Source organism: Methylobacterium sp. P1-11 (genome assembly GCF_008329595.1).
Taxonomy (GTDB): Bacteria; Pseudomonadota; Alphaproteobacteria; order Rhizobiales; family Beijerinckiaceae; genus Methylobacterium.
Genome location: NZ_NPKS01000046.1, coordinates 1 through 19,506, shown reverse-complemented (window position 1 = coordinate 19,506; position 19,506 = coordinate 1). Strand labels below are relative to the sequence as shown.

The window sequence follows — 19,506 nt, the reverse complement described above, 5'->3', positions numbered from 1 at the left end:
CAATACATTCCGGAAAGAACGGTCTTTACAATAGAGAACGATCAGCAATAGGCGAAATTCAGTTGATTGTCCGCATCAGTACTGCTTCCGTAAAGACCGGCTCCCAGGCCATGATGTGGTCCGTCATTAGGGTCATCGCATCGTCCTTGACCCGCCCTGTAACGAGGTCGACGATGCGGTAGTGCTCTGCCACAGACGCGTCTTGTCTCGTCCGCCCAGCCTTCGAGCGTATGCCGTAAAGCCGCATCTTGTCGCGCAGCTTCATGACGATGCCGGTAAGGATCGGGTTGCCCGCACGGGACAAGAGCGCTTCGTGAAAAGACCGGTCCGCCACGAGATAGGCCGGCACATCACGATCCCGCACAGCCCTCGCAATCTCGTCGGCCCATTTCATCAAATCGTTCACGTCAACAGCTCCGGCCCGCACGACTTTCGCGAAGGCCTGAGCTTCGAGTTGCACGCGAACCTCGAACAGATTGCGCAACTCGTCGAGCGTCGGATCGACAACTCGGAAACCGCGATTGCGGATCGGCTGCAGCAAATCATCGGCGGCAAGCTGGAGAAGCGCCTCCCTAACAGGCGTCGTCGAGATCCCGAGAGAACGGGAGAGCGAGGGGACTGAGAATACCGTGCCAGGCTCGATCGTACCGGCGAGTATGTCGAGACGTAACTGGCGCTCGACCCGCTCCCGCAGGTTCTCCTCCGTCGCGAGCGGATTGGTTCGATCTTTGCGATCAAGCACGGCACGCCTTCTCCCGGCAGCACCATTAGCGTGTTTCGGCCCTTGCTTGAACTACCACCAATCCAATGGTAATGCGTGACGCGCTACTGAGGTTGCTTCCATGTCAGCAGACATTAAGGAAGGCTACTGCACCCTGTGCCGATCGCGGTGCGGAACGCTCAACAGCGTCGAAGACGGGCGGCTGGTGTCCGTCGCACCGAATCCCTCGCACCCGACCGGCGCAGCCCTCTGCTCCAAGGGGCGGGCCGCACCGGAGCTTCTCGGCAGCCCCCGCCGCCTGACGACGCCGCTCCGGCGCACCAGTGAGCGCGGCAGTGCGGATCCGGGCTGGGTTGAGATCAGCTGGGACGAGGCGATGGCAGAGGTTGCCGCCCGTCTCGGGGATCTACGCGCAAGGCACGGCGCCGAGGCAGTCGCCTTCGCGGTCACCACGCCGAGCGGCACGCCAATGGTCGACAGCTTCGAATGGGTCGAGCGGTTCGTCCGTGTCTTCGGCAGCCCCAATCTGATCTACGCCGTCGAGATCTGCGGCTGGCACAAGGATTTCGCCCACGCCCTGACCTTCGGCCGGGGGATCGGCACGCCCGATTACGAGACTGCCGACACCATCGTGCTGTGGGGCCACAACCCGACCCGCACGTGGCTCGCCCAAGCGACACGCGTCGCGGACGCCCGTAGGCGCGGAGCGACCGTCGTGGTGGTCGATCCCAAGCGCGGTGGCTCTGGGGAGACGGCCGACCTGTGGCTACCGATCCGCCCGGGGGCGGACGGAGCCCTGGCGATGGGGGCAATCCGCCACCTCCTGCGGGAAGGAAGCTACGACACGGCCTTCGTCCGTGACTGGACGGACGCGGCGTTCCTGGTCGATCGCGCCACCGGACGCCTCCTGAGGGCCGCCGAGTTGTGGCCCAGCGCAAGCGGCTTCGTCATACTCGACGAAGCGGGGCGGCCGCAGCCGCGCGACCCACGCGACCCGACGGCCGGTGCTGCCGCGCAACTCGACACACAGGTTCGCCTGACGGACGCCGCGGGCAACAGGCGCGCGTGCACCAGTGTCCTGCGCCTGCTGACCGAAGAAGCCGACATTTACGATCCGGCGCGCGTTGCCACGATCACCCAACTCGATCCGTCGGCGATCGCGCGCTTTAACGCGGTCTTCGCGGGGGCGCCACGGCTTGCCTACCATTCTTGGACAGGGGTGGGGCAGCACACCAACGCTACCGCCACCGAGCGTGCGATCGCCACGCTATACGCCCTTACAGGAGCCGTCGACCGCGAAGGTGGCAACCTCTGGACGACCGCCCCGCCGACCCGATCGGTGAATGCCTACGATCTGCTGGCCCCAGCGCAGCAGGCAAAGGCCCTCGGCTTGGCCGAGTTGCCCCTCGGGCCGCCGAGCCGGGGGTGGATCACCGCTCGTGATTTCGCTCGTGCCGTGCTCGACGGCGAGCCATACCGAGTGCGCGGATTGATGAGCTTCGGGACGAACTTTGTCGTCTCGCAGGGGGATACGGGCCGCAACCAAGCCGCTCTGGAGGCGCTGGACTTCCACGTCCACGTCGACATGTTCCTGAATCCGACCGCCGCGAATGCCGACATCGTCCTGCCGGCGAGCCTACCCTGGGAGCGCGAGGCGCTGAAGGTCGGGTTCGAGATCACGCAGGAGGCGGTGGAACTGGTGCAGTTGCGCCAAGCCATGGTGCCGCCCCTGGGCGGCACCCGCTCTGACTACGCCATCGCCTTCGATCTCGCCTGCCGCCTCGGGCATGGTGAACAGTTCTTCGGCGGCTCGATCGAAACCGGCTGGAACTACCAGCTCGCGCCCGTCGGCCTGACAGCAGAGGACCTACGGGCATGCCCCGGGGGCATCCGCTTGGCTCAGCCGACGGCCCGGCGCAAATACGCAGCCCTCCGCCAGGACGGGTTGGTCACCGGTTTTCCCACGGCGACGGGGCGGATCACGCTCTACTCCGAGGATCTGCTCGCGCATGGGCAGCCCCCTCTCGCCCGCCATGTCGAGCCCGCAGGACTCGGCGAGCCCGGCCTGCCGCTGGTGATGTCGACCGCCAAAACTGGTTGGTACGTTCACAGCGCCTACCGCCACATCGCTTCCCTGCGGAAGCGTGCGGCGGCGCCAACTATCGAGGTCGCGCCCGACGACGCCCGCCTCCGCGGAATCGCTGAGGGCGATGCCGTCATCGTGCGAACCGCTCACGGCGAGGCCCGGCTTCGGGCACGCATCGACGCGACGTTGCCGAGCGGGACGGTGATCACGGAGTTCGGGTGGTGGGAGGATTGCCCGCCCCTGGGGCGTGAGGGCTGGCCGGTTGCCGGGCCGACGAGCGCCAACATCAATGCCGCGCTGTCCGATGCCGACCGCGATCCGGTTAGTGGTTCCGTGCCCCTGCGGGCGGTGGCTTGCGAGCTTGTCCGCGACGTCGGGGCCAATCGCGGACGTTGGCAGGGACGGCGCTCGTTCCGTGTCGCGTCGCTGCGGCGCGAGGGGGCGGACATCGCCGCGTTCACCCTCGCGCCAGCAGATGACGGTCCGGTTCCCGCCTATCTCCCCGGCCAATACGCCATCCTCCACGCCGCAGCTCCGGGCCTCAGCCGGGCATATTCCCTGACGGGTGACGCCCTAGCGCCGGAGACTTACGAGATCGGCGTCAAGCACCACGCCGCGTTGGAAGGCCGACCGGCCGGACGGATGTCGAGCCTCGTCCATGGGCTGATGCCCGGCGACTTGGTCGAACTCGAAATGCCGGCGGGCACATTCACTCCGCCGCTCAGGGGGAATCGCCCCATCGTCCTAATGGCGGCCGGGGTCGGCATCACGCCGTTCGTGGGCTACCTGACCGCGCTCGCCGCGCACCCGGACTTCGCGCCCGAGGTGCATCTGGTCGCGATCTCCCGCAACGGCGCAGAGGAAGCGTTCGGGGCTCGCCTCCGCGAGGCCGCGGCGGTCCTCCCACGCCTGCGGATCACCCGCGTGTTCACGCGCCCGCGCCCGGAGGATCGGCTCGGAGCCGATTACGAGCGGGCCGGCCGGCCGGCCATGTCCGACCTGGCCCTGCCGGATCCGGCGTGCCGCCCCCTCGTGTACCTGTGCGGGCCGGATGCCTTCCTCCGCGACGGGAAGGCGGCCCTGACGAGACTCGGCGTCCCGCGCTTCGACGTGTTCAGCGAGAGCTTTGCGTCGGCCGTGGCCGTGCCTTCTGACCTTGCACCGCGAACCGTGCGCCTTGCCCGCAGCGGAACGGGCTTCACGTGGACGCCCTCCGCCGGAACCCTGCTCGACGCGGCCGACGCGGCGGGGCTCGGGCTGCCCAGCGGCTGCCGGGCGGGCCAGTGCGAAAGCTGCAGTGTGCCCGTCGCGTCCGGGTCGGTCGCCCACCTCGGCCCCTACGACGGCGAGCCCGACCAATGCCTGACCTGCCGCGCTGTGCCTGTCAGCGATCTCGTCCTCGACGCCTGAAAGGAAGACACGACCGATGAGCGATACGGCTACCTTGACGCCCATCGCCCCGCCCAGCCCGGATCTAGCCCGGGAGGGGCGTCTCGTGCGCGTCTCGCAGGCGATCGTGGCCTTCGCCGAGCGTTGGTTCCCCGACAGCTACGTATTCGTTCTCATTGCAGCTTGCATCGTCGCCCTGGGAGTATTCGCCCACGGGAGCGAGCCGCTCGCGATCAGCAAGGCGTTCGGCGACGGCTTCTGGAGCCTGATCCCCTTCACGATGCAGATGGCGCTGGTGGCGGTCGGCGGCTACGTCGTTGCCGTCTCGCCCCCCGTGGCCGGATTGATGCGCAGAGCCGCCGCCCTGCCGCGCACCGGGCGCGGGGCGGTGGTGTTCGTTGGCATCACCAGCATCTTGCTGTCTCTGCTCAATTGGGGCGTCAGCCTGATTTTCTCCGGCCTGCTGGTGCGCGAAATCGCCCGCCGGCAGGATCTGCGCCTCGATTACCGGGCCGCCGGCGCGGCGGGCTATCTCGGCCTCGGCTTCGGTTTCACCCTCGGAATCAGCTCGGGGCCGGCACAGCTGCAAGCCAATGCCGCCAGCATTCCGGCCTCGCTCTTGCCGATCACGGGCGTGATCGGCTTCGAGCAGACCATCCTGACATGGCAGAACCTCGTCGTCGTCGCCTTCGGCACGCTGCTCTCAGCCGCGATCTGCTACCTGACCACCCCTTCGGATGCGAATGCCCGAACGGCCGCAGATCTTGGGATCGACCTCGTCGACGCCCAGCCCAAGGCAATCCGCGCGACCCGTCCGGGCGAATGGCTGGAGCACAGCCCGCTTCTGACGATCCTCGTCCTCGTCCTCGCATCCGGTTGGCTCTACGATGCCTTCAAGGCAGGCAACCCGCTGATCACGATGTCGGGCCTCAACACCTACAACTTCGTGTTCCTGCTGCTCGGCGCCGTGCTGCACTGGCGGCCGCGGGGCTTCATCTCGTCCTTCGCCAAGGCGATGCCGAGCGTCTCCGGCGTGCTGCTCCAGTTCCCCTTCTACGGCGGCATCGCCTACATGCTGACCAAGGTGAAGGCGGCGGACGGCTCGACCCTGTCGGACGCCATCGCCCACGGGTTCGTCAGCCTCGCCCACGGATCGGGGGCCTTCTCGGTCCTCGTCGGGATCTACTCGGCGGTGCTCGGCTTCTTCATCCCCTCGGCCGGCGGCAAGTGGGTGATCGAGGCCCCCTACGTGATGAAGGCGGCCAACGAGGTCGGCGCCCATCTCGGCTGGACGGTGATGGTCTACAACATCGCCGAGACGCTGCCGAACTTCATCAATCCATTCTGGATGCTCCCGCTGCTCGGCGTGCTCGGGCTGAAATCCCGCGATCTGATCGGCTACACGGCGGTGCAGTTCATGATCCACCTGCCGATCATGCTGGTGCTGGCGGCGATCCTGATGACGACCTTCACCTATCATCCCCCGATCGTGCCGTAACGGCCGCGCCCGGCGCCGCCGCGGTGAGTCGCGCTCTCAGGTGATCCCTTGATTCCGTTCTTCGATCACGATGCGGTTCATGCCGCCCTTGACCATCCGCGCCTGATCGAGGCCCTGCGCGGCGCCTTCGCCGCCGCCGATATCGAGGCCCCCGTCCGGACGGCCCACGAGGTCGGCGCGGCGGAGGCGCCCGGTCGCCTTCTGGCCATGCCGGCCTGGCGCCGGGGTGACGTGGTCGGCGTCAAGTTGGTGAACGTGTTCCCCCGCAATGCCGAACGCGGCCTCGGCGCCGTCCACGCGGTGTACGTCCTGTTCGATGGAAAGACGGGAGCGCCCCGCGCGATGATTGACGGAGAGGCGCTGACGAACCGCCGCACCGCCGCCGCCTCGGCGCTCGCCTCGACGTACCTCTCTCGTCCGGACAGCGCCGTGCTCGCCCTGGTCGGGACCGGCCACCTTTCGCCGGCGCTCGCCCACGCGCACGTGGCCATCCGGCCGATCCGGCGCGTGCTGGTCTGGGGTCGTTCGGCAGCGAAGGCCGAGGCCCTGGCGGCGCGGCTGCGGGAAGAAGGGCTTCCCGCCGAGCCGGCGGCCGATCTTCCGGCGGCGGTCTCGGCCGCCGACATCGTCAGCTGCGCCACGACCTCGACGCAGCCGCTGGTGCTTGGCCGTCACCTCCACCCCGGTACCCATGTCGACCTCGTGGGCGCCTTTACGCCCGCGATGCGCGAGAGCGACGACGCACTGATTCGCGTCGCCCGTGTCTATGTCGACACCTATGCCGGGGCCCTCCGCGAGGCCGGCGACCTGACACAGCCAATCGCGGACGGCACGTGGTCGAAGGACCGGCTCGCGGGCGACCTGCACGACCTATGCAGCGGGGCCAAGGCTGGCCGCAGGGACGCCGAAGAGATCACCGTGTTCAAGTCCGTCGGCGCGTCCCTGGAGGATCTCGTCGCTGCCTCGCTCGTCGTTGAAGGTTGAGGTTCACACAGGCAGCGGGCTGTCCGTCTTGACCTCCTCCATCACCGCGTAGGTACGTGTCTCCTTCACGCCGGGCAGATCGACCATGACCTGCCCCAGAAAGCGGCGGTAGGCGGCCATGTCCTTCACCCGGGCCTTGAGCAGGTAGTCGAAGCCTCCGGCCACCATGTGGCATTCCAAGATCTCGGGCACGCGGCGGACCTCCGCTGAGAAGCGGTCGAACACCGTGCCGGTGGTCTTGTCGAGCAGCACTTCGATGAACACCAGCAATCCAAGATCGAGCATCGCCGGATCGAGGCGGGCACCGTAGCCGGTGATGTAGCCCTCGCGGGTAAGCCGCTTCAGACGTTCGGCCGTGGCGGTGGGCGAGAGCCTTAGCCGCTCGGCGAGGTCGACGGTCGAAATGCGCCCGTCGTGCTGCAGGATGCGCAAGATGGCGGCATCGGTCGAGTCTGTGTTTTTCACTAGATTAGCGCCATTCTTACGGGAATTCCACTGGTATCCGGAGAGATTGATGGATTTTAGCACCACGCCAGCGCCGCTACAAAACCGTTCGTATCCGGCCAGCGGCCGGCCGCTGAGAAAGACGGGTTCAGCCATGTCGATCGTGTCTTCAGCCCGGCGCGTTGCGCCTACTCCAGCGTCCTTTGCGGATTTCCGGGACGACCTGCCTACACTATCGCCGCTGCGCACAGCGATCGTTGCGGCTCACCGGCGCCCTGAGGCGGAGTGCCTGGCGCCGCTCCTTGAGCTCGCGCAGCTTCCTCCGGAGGCGGCAGCCCGTGTCGCGGCGACGGCACGCGGCCTCGTCGCGGGCCTGCGGCGGACCACGCCGCGGGGCGGCGTCGAGGGCCTGATCCACGAGTACGACCTGTCGAGCCAGGAGGGCGTGGCCTTGATGTGCCTCGCCGAGGCCTTGTTGCGCATCCCGGACGCCGCCACTCGCGATGCGCTGATCCGCGACAAGATCGCGCCCGGTGACTGGAGGGCCCATCTCGGCCACAGCCCCTCGCCATTCGTCAACGCGGCGACGTGGGGCTTGCTGGTGACCGGCAAGCTCACCGCGACTACGAGCGAGAGCGGCTTGTCCTCGGCCCTGACGCGCCTGATCGGGCGGGGCGGAGAGCCGTTGATCCGCCGGGGCGTGGACCTCGCAATGCGGTTGATGGGCGAGCAGTTCGTGATGGGTGAGACCATCGCCGAAGCACTACGCAGGGCGCGCCGCCATGAAGCGAAGGGCTTCAGCTATTCCTACGACATGCTCGGGGAGGCCGCGGTCACGGCCGAGGATGCCGGTCGCTACCAAGCCTCATACGAGGAGGCAATCCATGCCATCGGGCAGGCGTCCGCCGGACGGGGCATCACCGAGGGGCCGGGCATCTCGATCAAGCTCTCCGCGCTGCACCCGCGCTACACACGAATGAAGCGCGCCCGCGTGCTCGCTGAGCTGATCCCCCGGGTGAAGGCGCTGGCCCTGCTCGCCAGAGGGTACGAAATCGGCCTGAACATCGACGCCGAGGAAGCCGAACGGCTCGACCTGTCCCTCGACATCCTTGAGGCCCTCGCCACCGACCCGGACCTCGGGGCTTGGAACGGACTCGGGTTCGTTATCCAAGCCTACGGGCGGCGTTGCCCCTTCGTCATCGACTGGCTTGTCGATCTCGCCCGCCGGAGCGACCGCCGCCTGATGGTACGGCTGGTGAAGGGTGCCTACTGGGACAGCGAGATCAAACGGGCGCAGGTCGAGGGGCTTTCCGACTTCCCGGTCTTCACCCGCAAGGCCCACACCGACGTGTCCTACCTCGCCTGCGCCCGGAAGCTGCTGGCTGCGCCGGACGCGGTGTTTCCGCAATTCGCCACGCACAACGCGCAGACTCTGGCCAGCATCGTAGAGATGGCCGGCCCGGATTTCCGGCCCGGTGCCTACGAGTTCCAGTGCCTGCACGGGATGGGCGAACCGCTCTACGAGGCCGTGGTCAGCGCCGGCGTCATCGGCCGTCCGTGCCGGATCTACGCCCCCGTGGGTACCCACAAGACCCTGCTCGCCTATCTCGTCCGGCGACTCTTGGAGAACGGCGCGAACTCCTCCTTCGTCAACCGCATCGCCGACGCGTCCGTATCAATCGACGACCTCATCGCCGATCCAGTCTCCACAGTGCGGGAGATGCGCGAGCCGGGGGCGGCACACGAGCGGATCGCGGCCCCGCGCGACTTGTTCGGCGCTGGGCGGCCAAACTCGGCCGGCCTAGATCTTAACGACGAGGCCGTGCTCGCCCAGCTCGCCATCGACCTAGCTAAGGGAGCCGCCAGGGCCTGGACCGCCGTTCCATCCGGACGCTCCGCTGCGGAGGCCTGCGAACCGGTGCTCAACCCTGCCGATCGCGGGGACGTGGTGGGCCATGCGCGCGCCGCGGAGCCCGCTGACATCGCCCTGGCCCTGGCGACCGCATCGGCGGCGGTTCCGCATTGGGTCGCGACGCCACCAGCCCGCCGGGCCGAGCTGCTCCGCGCCGCCGCGGACGCTTTCGAGATGCGGATGCCGGTTCTGCTCAGCCTGATCGTGCGGGAGGCGGGCAAATCCCTGTCGAATGCCGTCGCCGAGGTGCGGGAAGCGGTGGACTTTCTGCGCTACTATGCCGGCGAGGCAGAACGGGTCTGCAGCCCCGACCACGGACGGTCCCTTGGCCCGGTCGCCTGCATCTCGCCATGGAATTTTCCCCTCGCGATCTTCACCGGGCAGGTGGCGGCCGCCCTCGCGGCTGGCAACACCGTGTTGGCCAAGCCGGCGGAGGAGACCCCGCTCGTCGCGGCTGAGGCCGTGCGGCTCTTGAGCGAGGCCGGGATCCCCGCGGATGTGCTGCATCTCCTCCCCGGTGCGGGCGACGTCGGCGCCGCGCTCGTCGGCGATGCGCGGGTTCAAGGCGTGATGTTCACCGGCTCGACCGCCGTCGCCCGTCTGATTCAGCGGACCCTCGCGGATCGCCTGACCACGGACGGACGCCCGGTGCCGTTCATCGCCGAGACCGGGGGGCAGAACGCGATGATCGTGGATTCCTCCGCACTGCCCGAGCAGGTTGTGACGGACGTCCTCGCCTCCGCTTTTGATTCGGCCGGTCAACGCTGCTCGGCCCTGCGCATCCTGTGTCTGCAGGAGGAGATCGCCGAGAAGACGCTGGCCGTGCTGCACGGCGCCCTGCGCGAGTTGGAAGTGGGCGACCCCCGGCGCCTGTCCGTCGATATCGGTCCGGTGATTACCTCCGGGGCGGCCGAAGGGATCACCCGCCACATCGAGACGATGCGGATGCGCGGCCATAAGACTACGCAATTGGGCAAGACCCCAGCCACGGATGCGGGCACCTTTGTCCCTCCCACGGTGATCGAGATTGGCCAAATCTCGGATGTGGAGGCGGAAGTGTTCGGCCCAGTGCTCCACGTGATGCGCTATCAGCGGGGTGGTCTCGACGCGCTCATCGACGCCATCAATGCCACCGGCTACGGGCTGACCTTCGGCCTGCACACTCGAATTGAGGAGACGGTTACGCGCGTTCTTGACCGGATCGAGGCGGGCAACGTCTATGTGAATCGCAACACCATCGGCGCCGTGGTCGGCGTGCAGCCGTTCGGCGGCTCGGGCCTGTCCGGGACAGGGCCGAAGGCCGGCGGTCCGCGCTACCTCCGCCGTCTGCTGACCCGCCTGGCTCCGTCCGCAACCGGTGCGACCGCAGCTCCGTCCTCCGCCGATACGGTCGCTCAGGATTACATCAGATGGCTCCGGCAGCGGGGCCACGCCGACGTTGCGACCCGGGTCGAAAATTATTTCGCTCGGGCACCTGCTGCCACCGAATGCGTGTTGTCGGGCCCGGTCGGTGAACGCAACATCTACAGCCTTCGTCCTCGCGGCAAAATCGCGGCCTTGGCCTCGGGCGAGGAGGGAACATTGCTTCAGGTCGGCGCGATCCTGGCGACCGGCCAGAGCGCTGTAATCACGGCTGCGAGGGCGTTATCGGGCCTGTTCGACGGCTTGCCCGCGGAGGTCCTGCGGAAGATCGTCCCCTCAGAGGATCCCGCGGTCGCCCCCGGACTTGGCGGCGTGCTCCACGAAGGCGGACGGGCCGACCTCGCGGGGCTGACCCGCCGGATCGCCGGACGGAGCGGTCCAATCTTGACGATCCAGTCGATCCTCACGGCGTCCGATCTAGAGGATTACGAGCTCTCGGATCTCTTCGAAGAACGGTCGGTGTCGATCAACACGGCGGCGGCAGGTGGCAATGCGAGCCTGATGGCCCTCGACGCCTGATCCCATGCGATTTTGCAGCGCCTTATAGCACTTATCGAGAGGGGGAATGGCAGCGACCATCCCGTACGAACGCGAAACGGATGGTAGGCGGAATGTCCTCAACGACCGGCAGATAAGGTGTAGTCAGCGAGGTCGAACGATGTGCCCGCCATGTAGTTGGCGCCGAAGCGAGTGTCTTGACCGTTTTGATAAGTTCCGTCGTTGCGCCCGTGATGAGCTGAGTTCGGGATAGCTGCTTCGACGGCATGGACTCTCCAGAGCAGCCATTCCGCTATCGGCCATCCTCGGCCGCCGCCAACCGCACTGGGCGAACGTCTCAGATGGGTGGTTTTGCGACCGTCCGCTTACGAGTGGCGATCTATCGAAGCGGACGTTATCGCGCCTCTCTCCGACCGCTCACGGACCTAAGCGTCATTCGGCTTGACGCGCGCCGGGTGATGTAACACCGTTTGCTACATGAGACGAGACAGCCGCCTGTCCGGCATCCTCCACGTCCTGCTGCACATGGCCGAGGAGCCAGGACCCATCACCTCCGAGCGGCTCGCCGCCGCCATGCACACCAACCCCGTCGTCGTGCGCCGCATCATGGCCGGGCTGCGCGAGGTGGGCTTCGTCCGCTCCGAGCGCGGGCACGGCGGCGGTTGGACCATCGCGCGCGACCTCCGAACCATCACGCTCCGCGACGTCTACGCCGCCCTCGGCTCGCCCGACCTCTTCGCCATCGGCAACCGCACGGAAGCGCCAGGTTGTCTCGTCGAGCAGGCCGTCAACGCCGCCCTCGACGCCGGCTTCCGCGAGGCGGAGGCGCTGCTGCTGGATCGGTTCGGCCGCGTCACCCTCGCCGCGCTGAGCGCCGACCTCCACGCCCGCCTCGCCGAGCGCGGCGGCACCCTCACCCTGGAGCAGGTCCATGCCGTTTGACGCGATCGTAGTCGGGGGCAGCTTCGCCGGACTGTCGGCTGCGACCTACATCGCCCGCGGACGGCGCTCCGTCTGCGTGATCGACACCGGCAGCCCGCGCAACCGCTTCGCGGCGGCCTCCCACGGCTTCTTCGGCCAGGACGGCAGCGACCCGCGGGCAATGATCGCACAGGCGCGCGCGCAGCTTGCGACTTACCCGCAGGTGACGTTCGTAGCGGGGGAGGCGACGGACGCCTGCGTCGGGGAGGACTTCACTGTCACTCTCGCGACCGGCGAAACGCTGCACGCCGCTCGCCTCGTCCTGGCCCACGGCATCTCTGATGTGCTGCCTGACCTGCCCGGCCTCGCGCAACGGTGGGGCAAGAGCGTCCTGCACTGCCCCTACTGCCACGGCTACGAGTTTGCCGAACGCAAGCTGGGCGTGCTGGCGGTGTCCCCACTGTCCGCCCACCAAGCGCTGCTGATCGCCGAGTGGGGACCGACGACGCTTTACCTGGACGGCGGTGCCATGCCCGATGAGGCGACGTGCGCCCGGCTCGTCCAGCGGGGCATCGAGATCGAGCCTGCCGCGCTGGCCGCCCTCTCGGGCCCGGGCGAGACGCTTTCCGGCGCGCATCTAACGGATGGAAGGACGGTGGCGATCGACGCGCTCTACCTCGCGCCACGCTCGCGCTTGAACGGCCCGCTGGCCGAACGGCTAGGTTGCGTGCTGGACGAGGGGCCGTTCGGGCCGGTCATTCGCACGGACGCCGCCAAGCTGACGACGGTGGTGGGTGTCTATGCCGCGGGGGACATCGCGCGTGCCCCGCACAGCGTGAGTTGGGCGGTGGCGGACGGGGTGACGGCAGGCGTGTCCGTGCACCAGTCCCTCGCGTTCGCGGGCTTGGCTGCCTGATCACACGCAACGGCTGTCGCGTCTGCTTCAGAGCATCGACCGACGGATGTCGAACGGCCGTGTTGGGTCGGATGCGGAATGTCCGTATATGCTCACCCTGATCTCCAGGGCTCGTTTCAGATGTCTCCTCGCTCCGTCGGCATGAGCCGGCGAGGAGACAGAAGATGGGACACTCTGCACACGATCCGGCCACGAAAGGGCGGCCGGCCTGGAACGCTGGCCGCAAGCTTGGCGCCAAGCGAGCCCTCAAGCCTCAGCAGGTCTGGGCCATCCGGTTCTGGCTCGATCGCGAACGCCGCACGCGTGACCGGGCGATGTTCGATCTCGCCATCGACAGCAAGCTGCGCGGATGCGACATCGTCAAACTCAAGATTGGCGATCTTGTCAGCGGTGGTCGCGTCCGTAGCCGGGCCATCGTCATCCAGCGCAAGACCGCGCGGCCGGTGCAGTTCGAACTGCTCGAACCTGCCCGCACCAGCATCCTAGCATGGCTTGAGGCCAGGGGCGGAACACTCGACGACTATGCCTTCCCAAGCCGGCTCGACGACGTGACGCACATAAGCACTCGTCAGTATGCGCGCTTGGTCAATGAGTGGATCACGGGCATCGGTCTGCGAAGCGAGGACTACGGAACCCATTCCTTGCGTCGCACGAAGGCGTCGTTGATCTACAAGCGGACCGGCAACCTGCGCGCCGTCCAGATTCTGCTCGGCCACACAAAGATTGAGAGTACGGTCAGGTACCTCGGTGTCGACGTCGAGGATGCTCTGACCCTGGCCGAAGGGATTGAGATTTGAGTGTTTGGCCCCTCGGCTTCTGTGTCGAGGGGCTTCGAAACCAGCCCGGCAGCAAAGCGCCCGTTGCCGCCGTCTGAGCATGTTCGGCAGCGTCCGGGAAGCGGACATCCAGCACGAAGCTTTTCACAACTGTGTCGCAAATGTTCATGAGGGTGGCGCCAATACGCTGGGCGGCTGGTCCAGATTTCCGACGCATCAACGAATATAACACACGCGATATCCGGTTTGGTCAGCACTGTCGAAACGACGCGGATCAAAGATCCAAGGTCTTGCGAGCAAAGCTCTCGATGTAGTCGACGAGCTTGTCTGAGGCGGCGCCGGCGGCATCGACGTCGCGTCGGGCAACCGCTTCGCAGACATCGGCGTGGAGATTGGCGGTCAGCGGCAGATCGGCCGCCTGCTTGTAGTGCTGGTACCAGAAACGCCGTGACAGGCCCGCCATGCTCTCCAACGAGCGCACCGCGAACTCGTTGCGCGATGCCGTTGCGATCAGCTCGTTGAATTGACGGTCCAAGCGCATGAACGCCAAGTCGTCCGACGCCGAGGCCGCCTCGCGCATGTCCTGCGCGATGCCCGCGAAGACTTCCCGCTCCTCCTTCGTGGACCGCTCCGCAGCCAGGCGCGCGATCAAGCGCTCCAGGACGCGCCGGGTCTCCAGCAGGCGCAGCTGCGTGCGTACGTTGATGTCGGAGACAAGGATGCCGCGCCGCGGCATGACAACCACAAGACCGTCGCGAGCGAGACGCTGTAGAGCCTCACGGATGGGGGTACGGCCAATCCCGAGGCGCTGGACCAGGTTCTGCTCGCCCAGCACCATGCCGGGCGGGAGCACAAGCGTCGTGATCATCTCCTCCAGCTGCTGGTAGGCTTTGTCCGTCAGCGTCAGGTCGGGCAAATCCTCGTGGCCGGCCGCCGCGTCGGGCGACCCCTTCACGGCCTTCCTCGCCCTCTTCTCACCACGCTCCGCGGCACGGACCGACGTCGTCTTACCGGTCACGAAGTTCATCGACGACGCCCCTCCGCCTGCCCAGTCCGCTCAACGCTGCCTCGCCCCAGTGCATGGGGCGGGGCACTTCCCTGCGCAAGTGCATACGCCTGATATATCTTGCGCTGATTAGAAATATCCCGCAAAAACACGACGCGCATACTAAACGACCCAGGGAGGCAAGGAATGGTAGGGCAGATTGCGATACCCGCCGGCGATGTGCTGCCGGAGCGGGCCACAACCGAGATCCCCACCCGCGTCGCGGCCGGGTCGAGCGCAGTGATCGCGGCCCGGCTTGAGCGCCTGCCGATGACCCAATTCCAACGCAACATCTTTCTCATCATCGCGACGGCTTGGTTCTTCGACTCAATCGACCTCGGCTCGCTCACCTTCCTTCTCGGATCAATCAAGACTGAGTTCGGCCTCTCGACGGCTCAGGCCGGGCTCCTGTCGAGCATGAGCTTCATCGGCATGTTCGCTGGCGCGGCACTTTCAGGAATGCTTGCCGACCGCTTCGGCCGGAAGCTCGTCTTCCAGATCAGCATGGTGTTCTGGGGCTTAGGCAGCGCGTGGTGCGCCTACGCGCCGGACGCGACCATGCTCGGCTACGCCCGCCTGCTCCTCGGCTTCGGCATGGGCATGGAGTTCCCGGTGGCCCTAGCCATCGTCTCGGAGTTCCTGCCGACAGATAAACGCGGCCGCTACCTTGCCATCATGGAGGGCTTCTGGCCGCTGGGCTTCATCGCGGCGGGCTGCCTCAGCTACGTCCTGTTAAGCTATTTCGACTGGCGGGCGGTCTTCCTGGCGCAAGCGGTGCCGGCCCTGTTCCTGTTCGTGATCCGTTTCCTGGTGCCGGAATCGCCACGCTGGCTCGCCGATCGGGGCCGGTACAATGAGGCTGACCGCGTGATGGCGACCATCGAGACGAAGGTGGCCGCGCACCTCGACGGGCGCTCGCTGGCCGAGCCGAAGGTCCTGCCTGAGCAGGTACAGGGCGAACGTCGCTTTTCCTTCCTCGAACTCTGGGGCCCAGGCTACGCCAGTCGCACGGTCATGATCTGGCTGACATGGTTCTTCGCACTGCTGGGCTTCTACGGGCTCACCACCTGGCTCGGTGCCCTGCTGCAGGATGCGGGCTACAGCGTCGCCAAGTCCGTGACCTACACGATCCTCATCTCGCTCGCGGGCATTCCCGGCTTCATCGCCTCAGCCATCCTCGTCGAGCGCTGGGGTCGCAAGCCGACGGCTGTCCTGATGCTGCTCGGCAGCGCGGTGGCGGCCTACCTGTACGGGCATTCCCCGAGCTTTACCTGGCTGATCGCCTTCGGGCTGATGATGCAGTTCTTCCTGTTCGGGATGTGGTCGGTCCTCTACGCCTACACGCCCGAGCTGTACCCGACCCGCGCCCGTGCAACGGGGGCCGGTTGCGCCTCCGCGATCGGCCGCGTCGGCTCGCTCATCGGGCCGTACGTCATCGGCATCATCCTGCCTACCCTTGGCCACGGCGGCGTCTTCGCCCTGGGCGCCGGCTCCTTCGTCATCGCGGCGGCGAGCGTCGGCATCCTCGGCATCGAGACCAAGGGCAGGTCGCTCGAAGCAATCTCGCACTGAGCCTACCGGCGGGAATGCGGGTGACCCGCACTCTCGCCGCCTCAACGGAACTGGTACACTGCTGTTGACATCTGATATATCAGTGATATCCTGCAGGCAACAAATTGGGTGGAGCGGAATGTGACAGGCGTCTCGCATCACTGATGAGGGTCGGCGTCGTCCCATCTGCCGGGAGTGCGGCGGAACCCCGGCCGGCAGGCCCGCGACCCCGTCCGTCCCGCCGCCAAGCTTGGGCCGCCTTCGAAGCCGACGGCGGCCGACAAGACCGCCCTTCTCTCGCACACCGTGACGGTGATGGCGTTCTACTGAACATCTTCGATCAAGCGGCTGCGGCGGCCACAATCAGCGATATCGAACAAGGGAGAAGCTCAATGGAAATCGCGGTCACCAAGATGAGCGAGCGGCAGAAAAACTACCGAGCTAATTACCGGCAGCGCGTCGCGGGGTGGTACAACGGCTTCCTACACATCGCCATCATCTACACCATTGGCCTGACGGCATCGTACATCTATATTTCTAACATCAAGGCGCCGACCTGGGCGGAGCTCGCTACGGTGCCGGTCGTCTTCTTGTTCTGCAATTTCTTCGAGTGGTGGCTGCATCGCTACGTTATGCATCGGCCGCAGAGCAATCCGATCGGCCGCGCCGTCTACAATCGGCACACGCTCCAGCATCACCAGTTCTTCACCGACCATGAGATGCGTTTCGCCGACCATCGCGACTACCGGGTGACGTTCTTTCCGCCCTACGCCTTGGCGACCTTCACACTGATGTCAATTCCCGGCGCCATCGTGCTCGGCAACGTGTTCACGCCGAACGTCGGTTGGCTGTTCATCACGACGACGACCAGCATCTACATGATCTACGAGTTCATGCACTTCTGCTGCCACGTCGAGGACAACTGGTTTGTCCGAAACATGCCGTTCATCAACACGAACCGCCGGCACCACACCGCCCATCACGACCAGTCGATCATGATGGAGCGCAACATGAATCTCACCTTCCCGATCATGGACTGGTTGTTCGGCACCTCGGACCTCAACCGTGGCCTGCTCGGCACGCTCTTCAATGGCTACGACATCCGTCACGTGAAGACCGACATGCGCAAGACGTCCCGCACGCCTGGAGCTGCCGGGCCCGGCGCGATGCAGCCGGCCGAGTAAGCCCCCGCCACACGCGACATGCGGCGCCGACGCGGTGCCGCCCCGACACTTGGGAGGTCCTCCATGAGCATGATCGAACCGAACGTCACCGCCCTCACATGGTTCGCCCTCTTCGCCGGCGTCGCCAGCGTCGGCTTCTACGTCCTCACGGGCATGTTCCCGCTCGAAACCCGCCCTGACCTGAAAGGCCGACCGCTCGGTCTGCTGCTGCTGGCGGTCAACGTCGTGCTTCTGCTGGCATTGGTCGGCGGTGGCTTAGCCTACGGTGCCGCCAACCTGCGTTGGACGAGCCTCATCATTGTGGGCGGTCTGGCCGTCCTGTTCGCTCCGGGCCTGTTCAACGTATGGCCCCAGCGCTGGCGTGACGGACTGGCCGGTCTCGCCATCGTGCTGGCCGGCCTGGGCGGCGCGCTCGGCCTGCTCCAGCAGGTCGGCTCCGTCTTCACCCTGTAAGAACAACCACCGACCCGGGAGGAATCCGATGCCGTTTCCGATCAAGTTCGGCTTGTCCGTCGCCGTCGCCTTGGCCGCGCTCGCGGGGTGGTTCTACATGGGCTACCTTGGTCAGACCGGCCCACAATGGGCCGTGTCGTTCCTCGGCCCCTTCATGGTGGTCAGCCTCTGGATTTTCCCAGAAGTAATGCGCTCCCGCTCCGATGGTCGCACGCCGCGCCACCAGATGAGGGAGGCGCGGTCGTGAACAAGGTCTACGTGGGGGACCGGACCATCGACGGGATCGTCGTCACGGTCGACGGCAAGCCGCTTCCGGAAAGGACCGACGCGAGGCGCTACTCCCGCAATGGATTCGAGTGGAGCTACGAGGGACCCGAGCCTTCGCAACTCGCTTACGCGATGCTGGTCGACCACCTCGGTGACACGGCCGAGGCGGAACGGCTTCAACCGCATTTCATGCGCAGTGTCGTGGCCAACTTCCAGAACGAGTGGGAGATGACGACGGCCGACATCGACCGCGTCCTGCAGCGCCTGCGCTAGGCGATCACCGCGGGCTCGAACCGAAGTCGTAGGCCGGGCTCAGCCGCCTCGACCAACAATCAAGTCTGGAGGGGCAGCCATGAGCGCGGCAACGGCGAAATCTCCGAACGAGCCGACCAAAAAGGCTGACAAGCGGACGATCCTCGATATCCGCGCCGCGAAGCAGACGGGCGAGAAGTTCGTCTACATGTCCGTACCGGACTACACCTCCGCTCGGTGGGCGGAGATGGCGGGTGTCGATGTTGCTGTCGTCGGCGATAGTCTCGCCATGGTCGCACACGGCCATGCCAGCACGATACCCGCGACGATGGACATGATGATCCTTCATGCCGGCGCAGTACGGCGTGGTGCGCCAGACACCTTCGTGCTCGGCTGCATGCCCTACCAGAGCTACAACACGGTCGACCGGGCCCTCACGAACGCCACGCGATTCATGCAGGAGGCGCTCTGTGACGCGGTGAAGCCGCAGGGCGGCAAGAGCCAGGCCCATGTGCTCAGGGCTCTCGTCGACGCCGGGATCCCGACGGCGTCGCACATCGGGCTGACACCGCACACCATCGCCAACTTCGGCGGCTTTAAGATCCAGGGTCGCACCGCCGAGGCTGCGATGAAGATCCTGGAGGACGCCCTGGCTATCGAGGACGCTGGCTGCTTCATGCTGGAATTTGAGGCCGTGCCGGCCCCGATTGCCAAACTGATCTCCGAGCAGCTCACGATCCCCACCATCGGCATAGGTGCCGGCGCTGGTTGCGACGGCCAGATCCTGCTCGCCTACGATCTGCTGGGCGTCTTCACGGATTTCAAGCCGAAGTTCACGAAACGCTACGCGAATCTCACCGAGGTCGCGGTGACTGGCATCCGCAAGTACGTCGAGGAGGTCAAGACCATGACCTTCCCCGGCGACGACCACTCATACCGTGTCGATCCAGCAGAGTACGAGAAGTTCCAGAAACTGATTGAGGGGCGAAAGCACGTTTGAACCCTCGACAGGCGCGGCCGCAGTGCATGAAGTCGCGCGCCGGCTCGTTAGACGAGATCCTGCGAACGTGACACGGCGAGTTGCCCTACAGGCAAGCCGACGCGGCGCGCCGAAGGGTACGTGGCTGGAACAGATGCTGGCGCGTAAGCCGCGCATGCTGGTGACGGTGGCGGTGGCCAACAAGATG

The 19,506-nt window shown here is 66.3% G+C and carries 16 protein-coding genes; 13 read left to right on the top strand and 3 right to left on the bottom strand.

Going from position 1 to position 19,506, the window contains the following annotated elements; all coding sequences use genetic code 11:
- Nucleotides 1-58 precede the first annotated feature (58 nt).
- Nucleotides 59-742: a GntR family transcriptional regulator gene (locus CIW48_RS29795; RefSeq protein WP_149314020.1), complete on the bottom strand. Its 684-nt coding sequence runs from the start codon at nucleotides 740-742 to the stop codon at nucleotides 59-61.
- Nucleotides 743-842: 100 nt separating this feature from the next.
- On the opposite strand from CIW48_RS29795, the gene CIW48_RS29790 reads away from it, so the two are divergent.
- Genes CIW48_RS29790 through CIW48_RS29780 form a run of 3 tightly spaced genes read left to right on the top strand, consistent with a single transcriptional unit; the run spans nucleotide 843 to nucleotide 6,678 of the window.
- On the top strand, nucleotides 843-4,217 hold the full coding sequence (locus tag CIW48_RS29790) for a molybdopterin-dependent oxidoreductase (protein WP_149314019.1): 3,375 nt from the start codon (nucleotides 843-845) through the stop codon (nucleotides 4,215-4,217).
- Between the two features lie 16 nt (nucleotides 4,218-4,233).
- Nucleotides 4,234-5,694, top strand: a complete 1,461-nt coding sequence (locus tag CIW48_RS29785) for a TIGR00366 family protein (protein ID WP_149314018.1) — start codon at nucleotides 4,234-4,236, stop codon at nucleotides 5,692-5,694.
- A gap of 48 nt (nucleotides 5,695-5,742) precedes the next feature.
- A complete protein-coding gene (locus tag CIW48_RS29780; RefSeq protein WP_149314017.1) occupies nucleotides 5,743-6,678 on the top strand; it encodes an ornithine cyclodeaminase family protein in 936 nt (311 codons plus the stop codon).
- A gap of 3 nt (nucleotides 6,679-6,681) precedes the next feature.
- Here CIW48_RS29780 and CIW48_RS29775 read toward each other — a convergent pair whose 3' ends face one another.
- Nucleotides 6,682-7,143 (bottom strand): Lrp/AsnC ligand binding domain-containing protein, encoded by a 462-nt coding sequence (locus CIW48_RS29775; RefSeq protein WP_149314031.1) that lies wholly within the window; start codon nucleotides 7,141-7,143, stop codon nucleotides 6,682-6,684.
- Between the two features lie 133 nt (nucleotides 7,144-7,276).
- On the opposite strand from CIW48_RS29775, the gene putA reads away from it, so the two are divergent.
- The 4 genes from putA to CIW48_RS29755 all read left to right on the top strand — a co-directional run bounded on the left by putA (nucleotide 7,277) and on the right by CIW48_RS29755 (nucleotide 13,588).
- Nucleotides 7,277-10,975, top strand: a complete 3,699-nt coding sequence (gene putA, locus CIW48_RS29770; RefSeq protein ID WP_149314016.1) for a trifunctional transcriptional regulator/proline dehydrogenase/L-glutamate gamma-semialdehyde dehydrogenase — start codon at nucleotides 7,277-7,279, stop codon at nucleotides 10,973-10,975.
- Between the two features lie 456 nt (nucleotides 10,976-11,431).
- A complete protein-coding gene (locus CIW48_RS29765) occupies nucleotides 11,432-11,896 on the top strand; it encodes an Rrf2 family transcriptional regulator (RefSeq protein ID WP_149314015.1) in 465 nt (154 codons plus the stop codon).
- The gene (locus tag CIW48_RS29760; protein WP_149314014.1) at nucleotides 11,886-12,791 is read left to right on the top strand and encodes an NAD(P)/FAD-dependent oxidoreductase; all 906 of its coding nucleotides are present in this window, start codon (nucleotides 11,886-11,888) and stop codon (nucleotides 12,789-12,791) included. Before CIW48_RS29765 ends, CIW48_RS29760 begins: the two co-directional genes overlap by 11 nt.
- Before the next feature lie 164 nt (nucleotides 12,792-12,955).
- Nucleotides 12,956-13,588 (top strand): tyrosine-type recombinase/integrase, encoded by a 633-nt coding sequence (locus CIW48_RS29755; protein ID WP_149314013.1) that lies wholly within the window; start codon nucleotides 12,956-12,958, stop codon nucleotides 13,586-13,588.
- A 253-nt stretch (nucleotides 13,589-13,841) separates the two neighbouring features.
- On the opposite strand, the gene CIW48_RS29750 is transcribed toward CIW48_RS29755, so the two are convergent.
- On the bottom strand, nucleotides 13,842-14,594 hold the full coding sequence (locus CIW48_RS29750; RefSeq protein ID WP_149314012.1) for a GntR family transcriptional regulator: 753 nt from the start codon (nucleotides 14,592-14,594) through the stop codon (nucleotides 13,842-13,844).
- Nucleotides 14,595-14,759: 165 nt separating this feature from the next.
- On the opposite strand from CIW48_RS29750, the gene CIW48_RS29745 reads away from it, so the two are divergent.
- The 6 genes from CIW48_RS29745 (at nucleotide 14,760) to panB (ending at nucleotide 19,319) form a co-directional block, all read left to right on the top strand.
- Nucleotides 14,760-16,184, top strand: a complete 1,425-nt coding sequence (locus tag CIW48_RS29745; RefSeq protein WP_149314011.1) for an MFS transporter — start codon at nucleotides 14,760-14,762, stop codon at nucleotides 16,182-16,184.
- Nucleotides 16,185-16,555: 371 nt separating this feature from the next.
- Complete coding sequence (locus CIW48_RS29740) at nucleotides 16,556-17,347, top strand: sterol desaturase family protein (protein WP_149314010.1); 792 nt, start codon at nucleotides 16,556-16,558, stop codon at nucleotides 17,345-17,347.
- A gap of 63 nt (nucleotides 17,348-17,410) precedes the next feature.
- On the top strand, nucleotides 17,411-17,800 hold the full coding sequence (locus CIW48_RS29735; protein WP_149314009.1) for a hypothetical protein: 390 nt from the start codon (nucleotides 17,411-17,413) through the stop codon (nucleotides 17,798-17,800).
- Nucleotides 17,801-17,828: 28 nt separating this feature from the next.
- On the top strand, nucleotides 17,829-18,047 hold the full coding sequence (locus CIW48_RS29730; RefSeq protein ID WP_149314008.1) for a hypothetical protein: 219 nt from the start codon (nucleotides 17,829-17,831) through the stop codon (nucleotides 18,045-18,047).
- Nucleotides 18,044-18,340, top strand: coding sequence for a DUF6166 domain-containing protein (locus CIW48_RS29725; RefSeq protein WP_149314007.1), 297 nt, complete (start codon nucleotides 18,044-18,046; stop codon nucleotides 18,338-18,340). Before CIW48_RS29730 ends, CIW48_RS29725 begins: the two co-directional genes overlap by 4 nt.
- A gap of 79 nt (nucleotides 18,341-18,419) precedes the next feature.
- Nucleotides 18,420-19,319 carry a 3-methyl-2-oxobutanoate hydroxymethyltransferase gene (gene panB, locus CIW48_RS29720; RefSeq protein WP_149314006.1) on the top strand — a complete coding sequence of 300 codons (900 nt, stop codon included), beginning with the start codon at nucleotides 18,420-18,422 and terminating at the stop codon, nucleotides 19,317-19,319.
- Nucleotides 19,320-19,506: the final 187 nt, after the last annotated feature.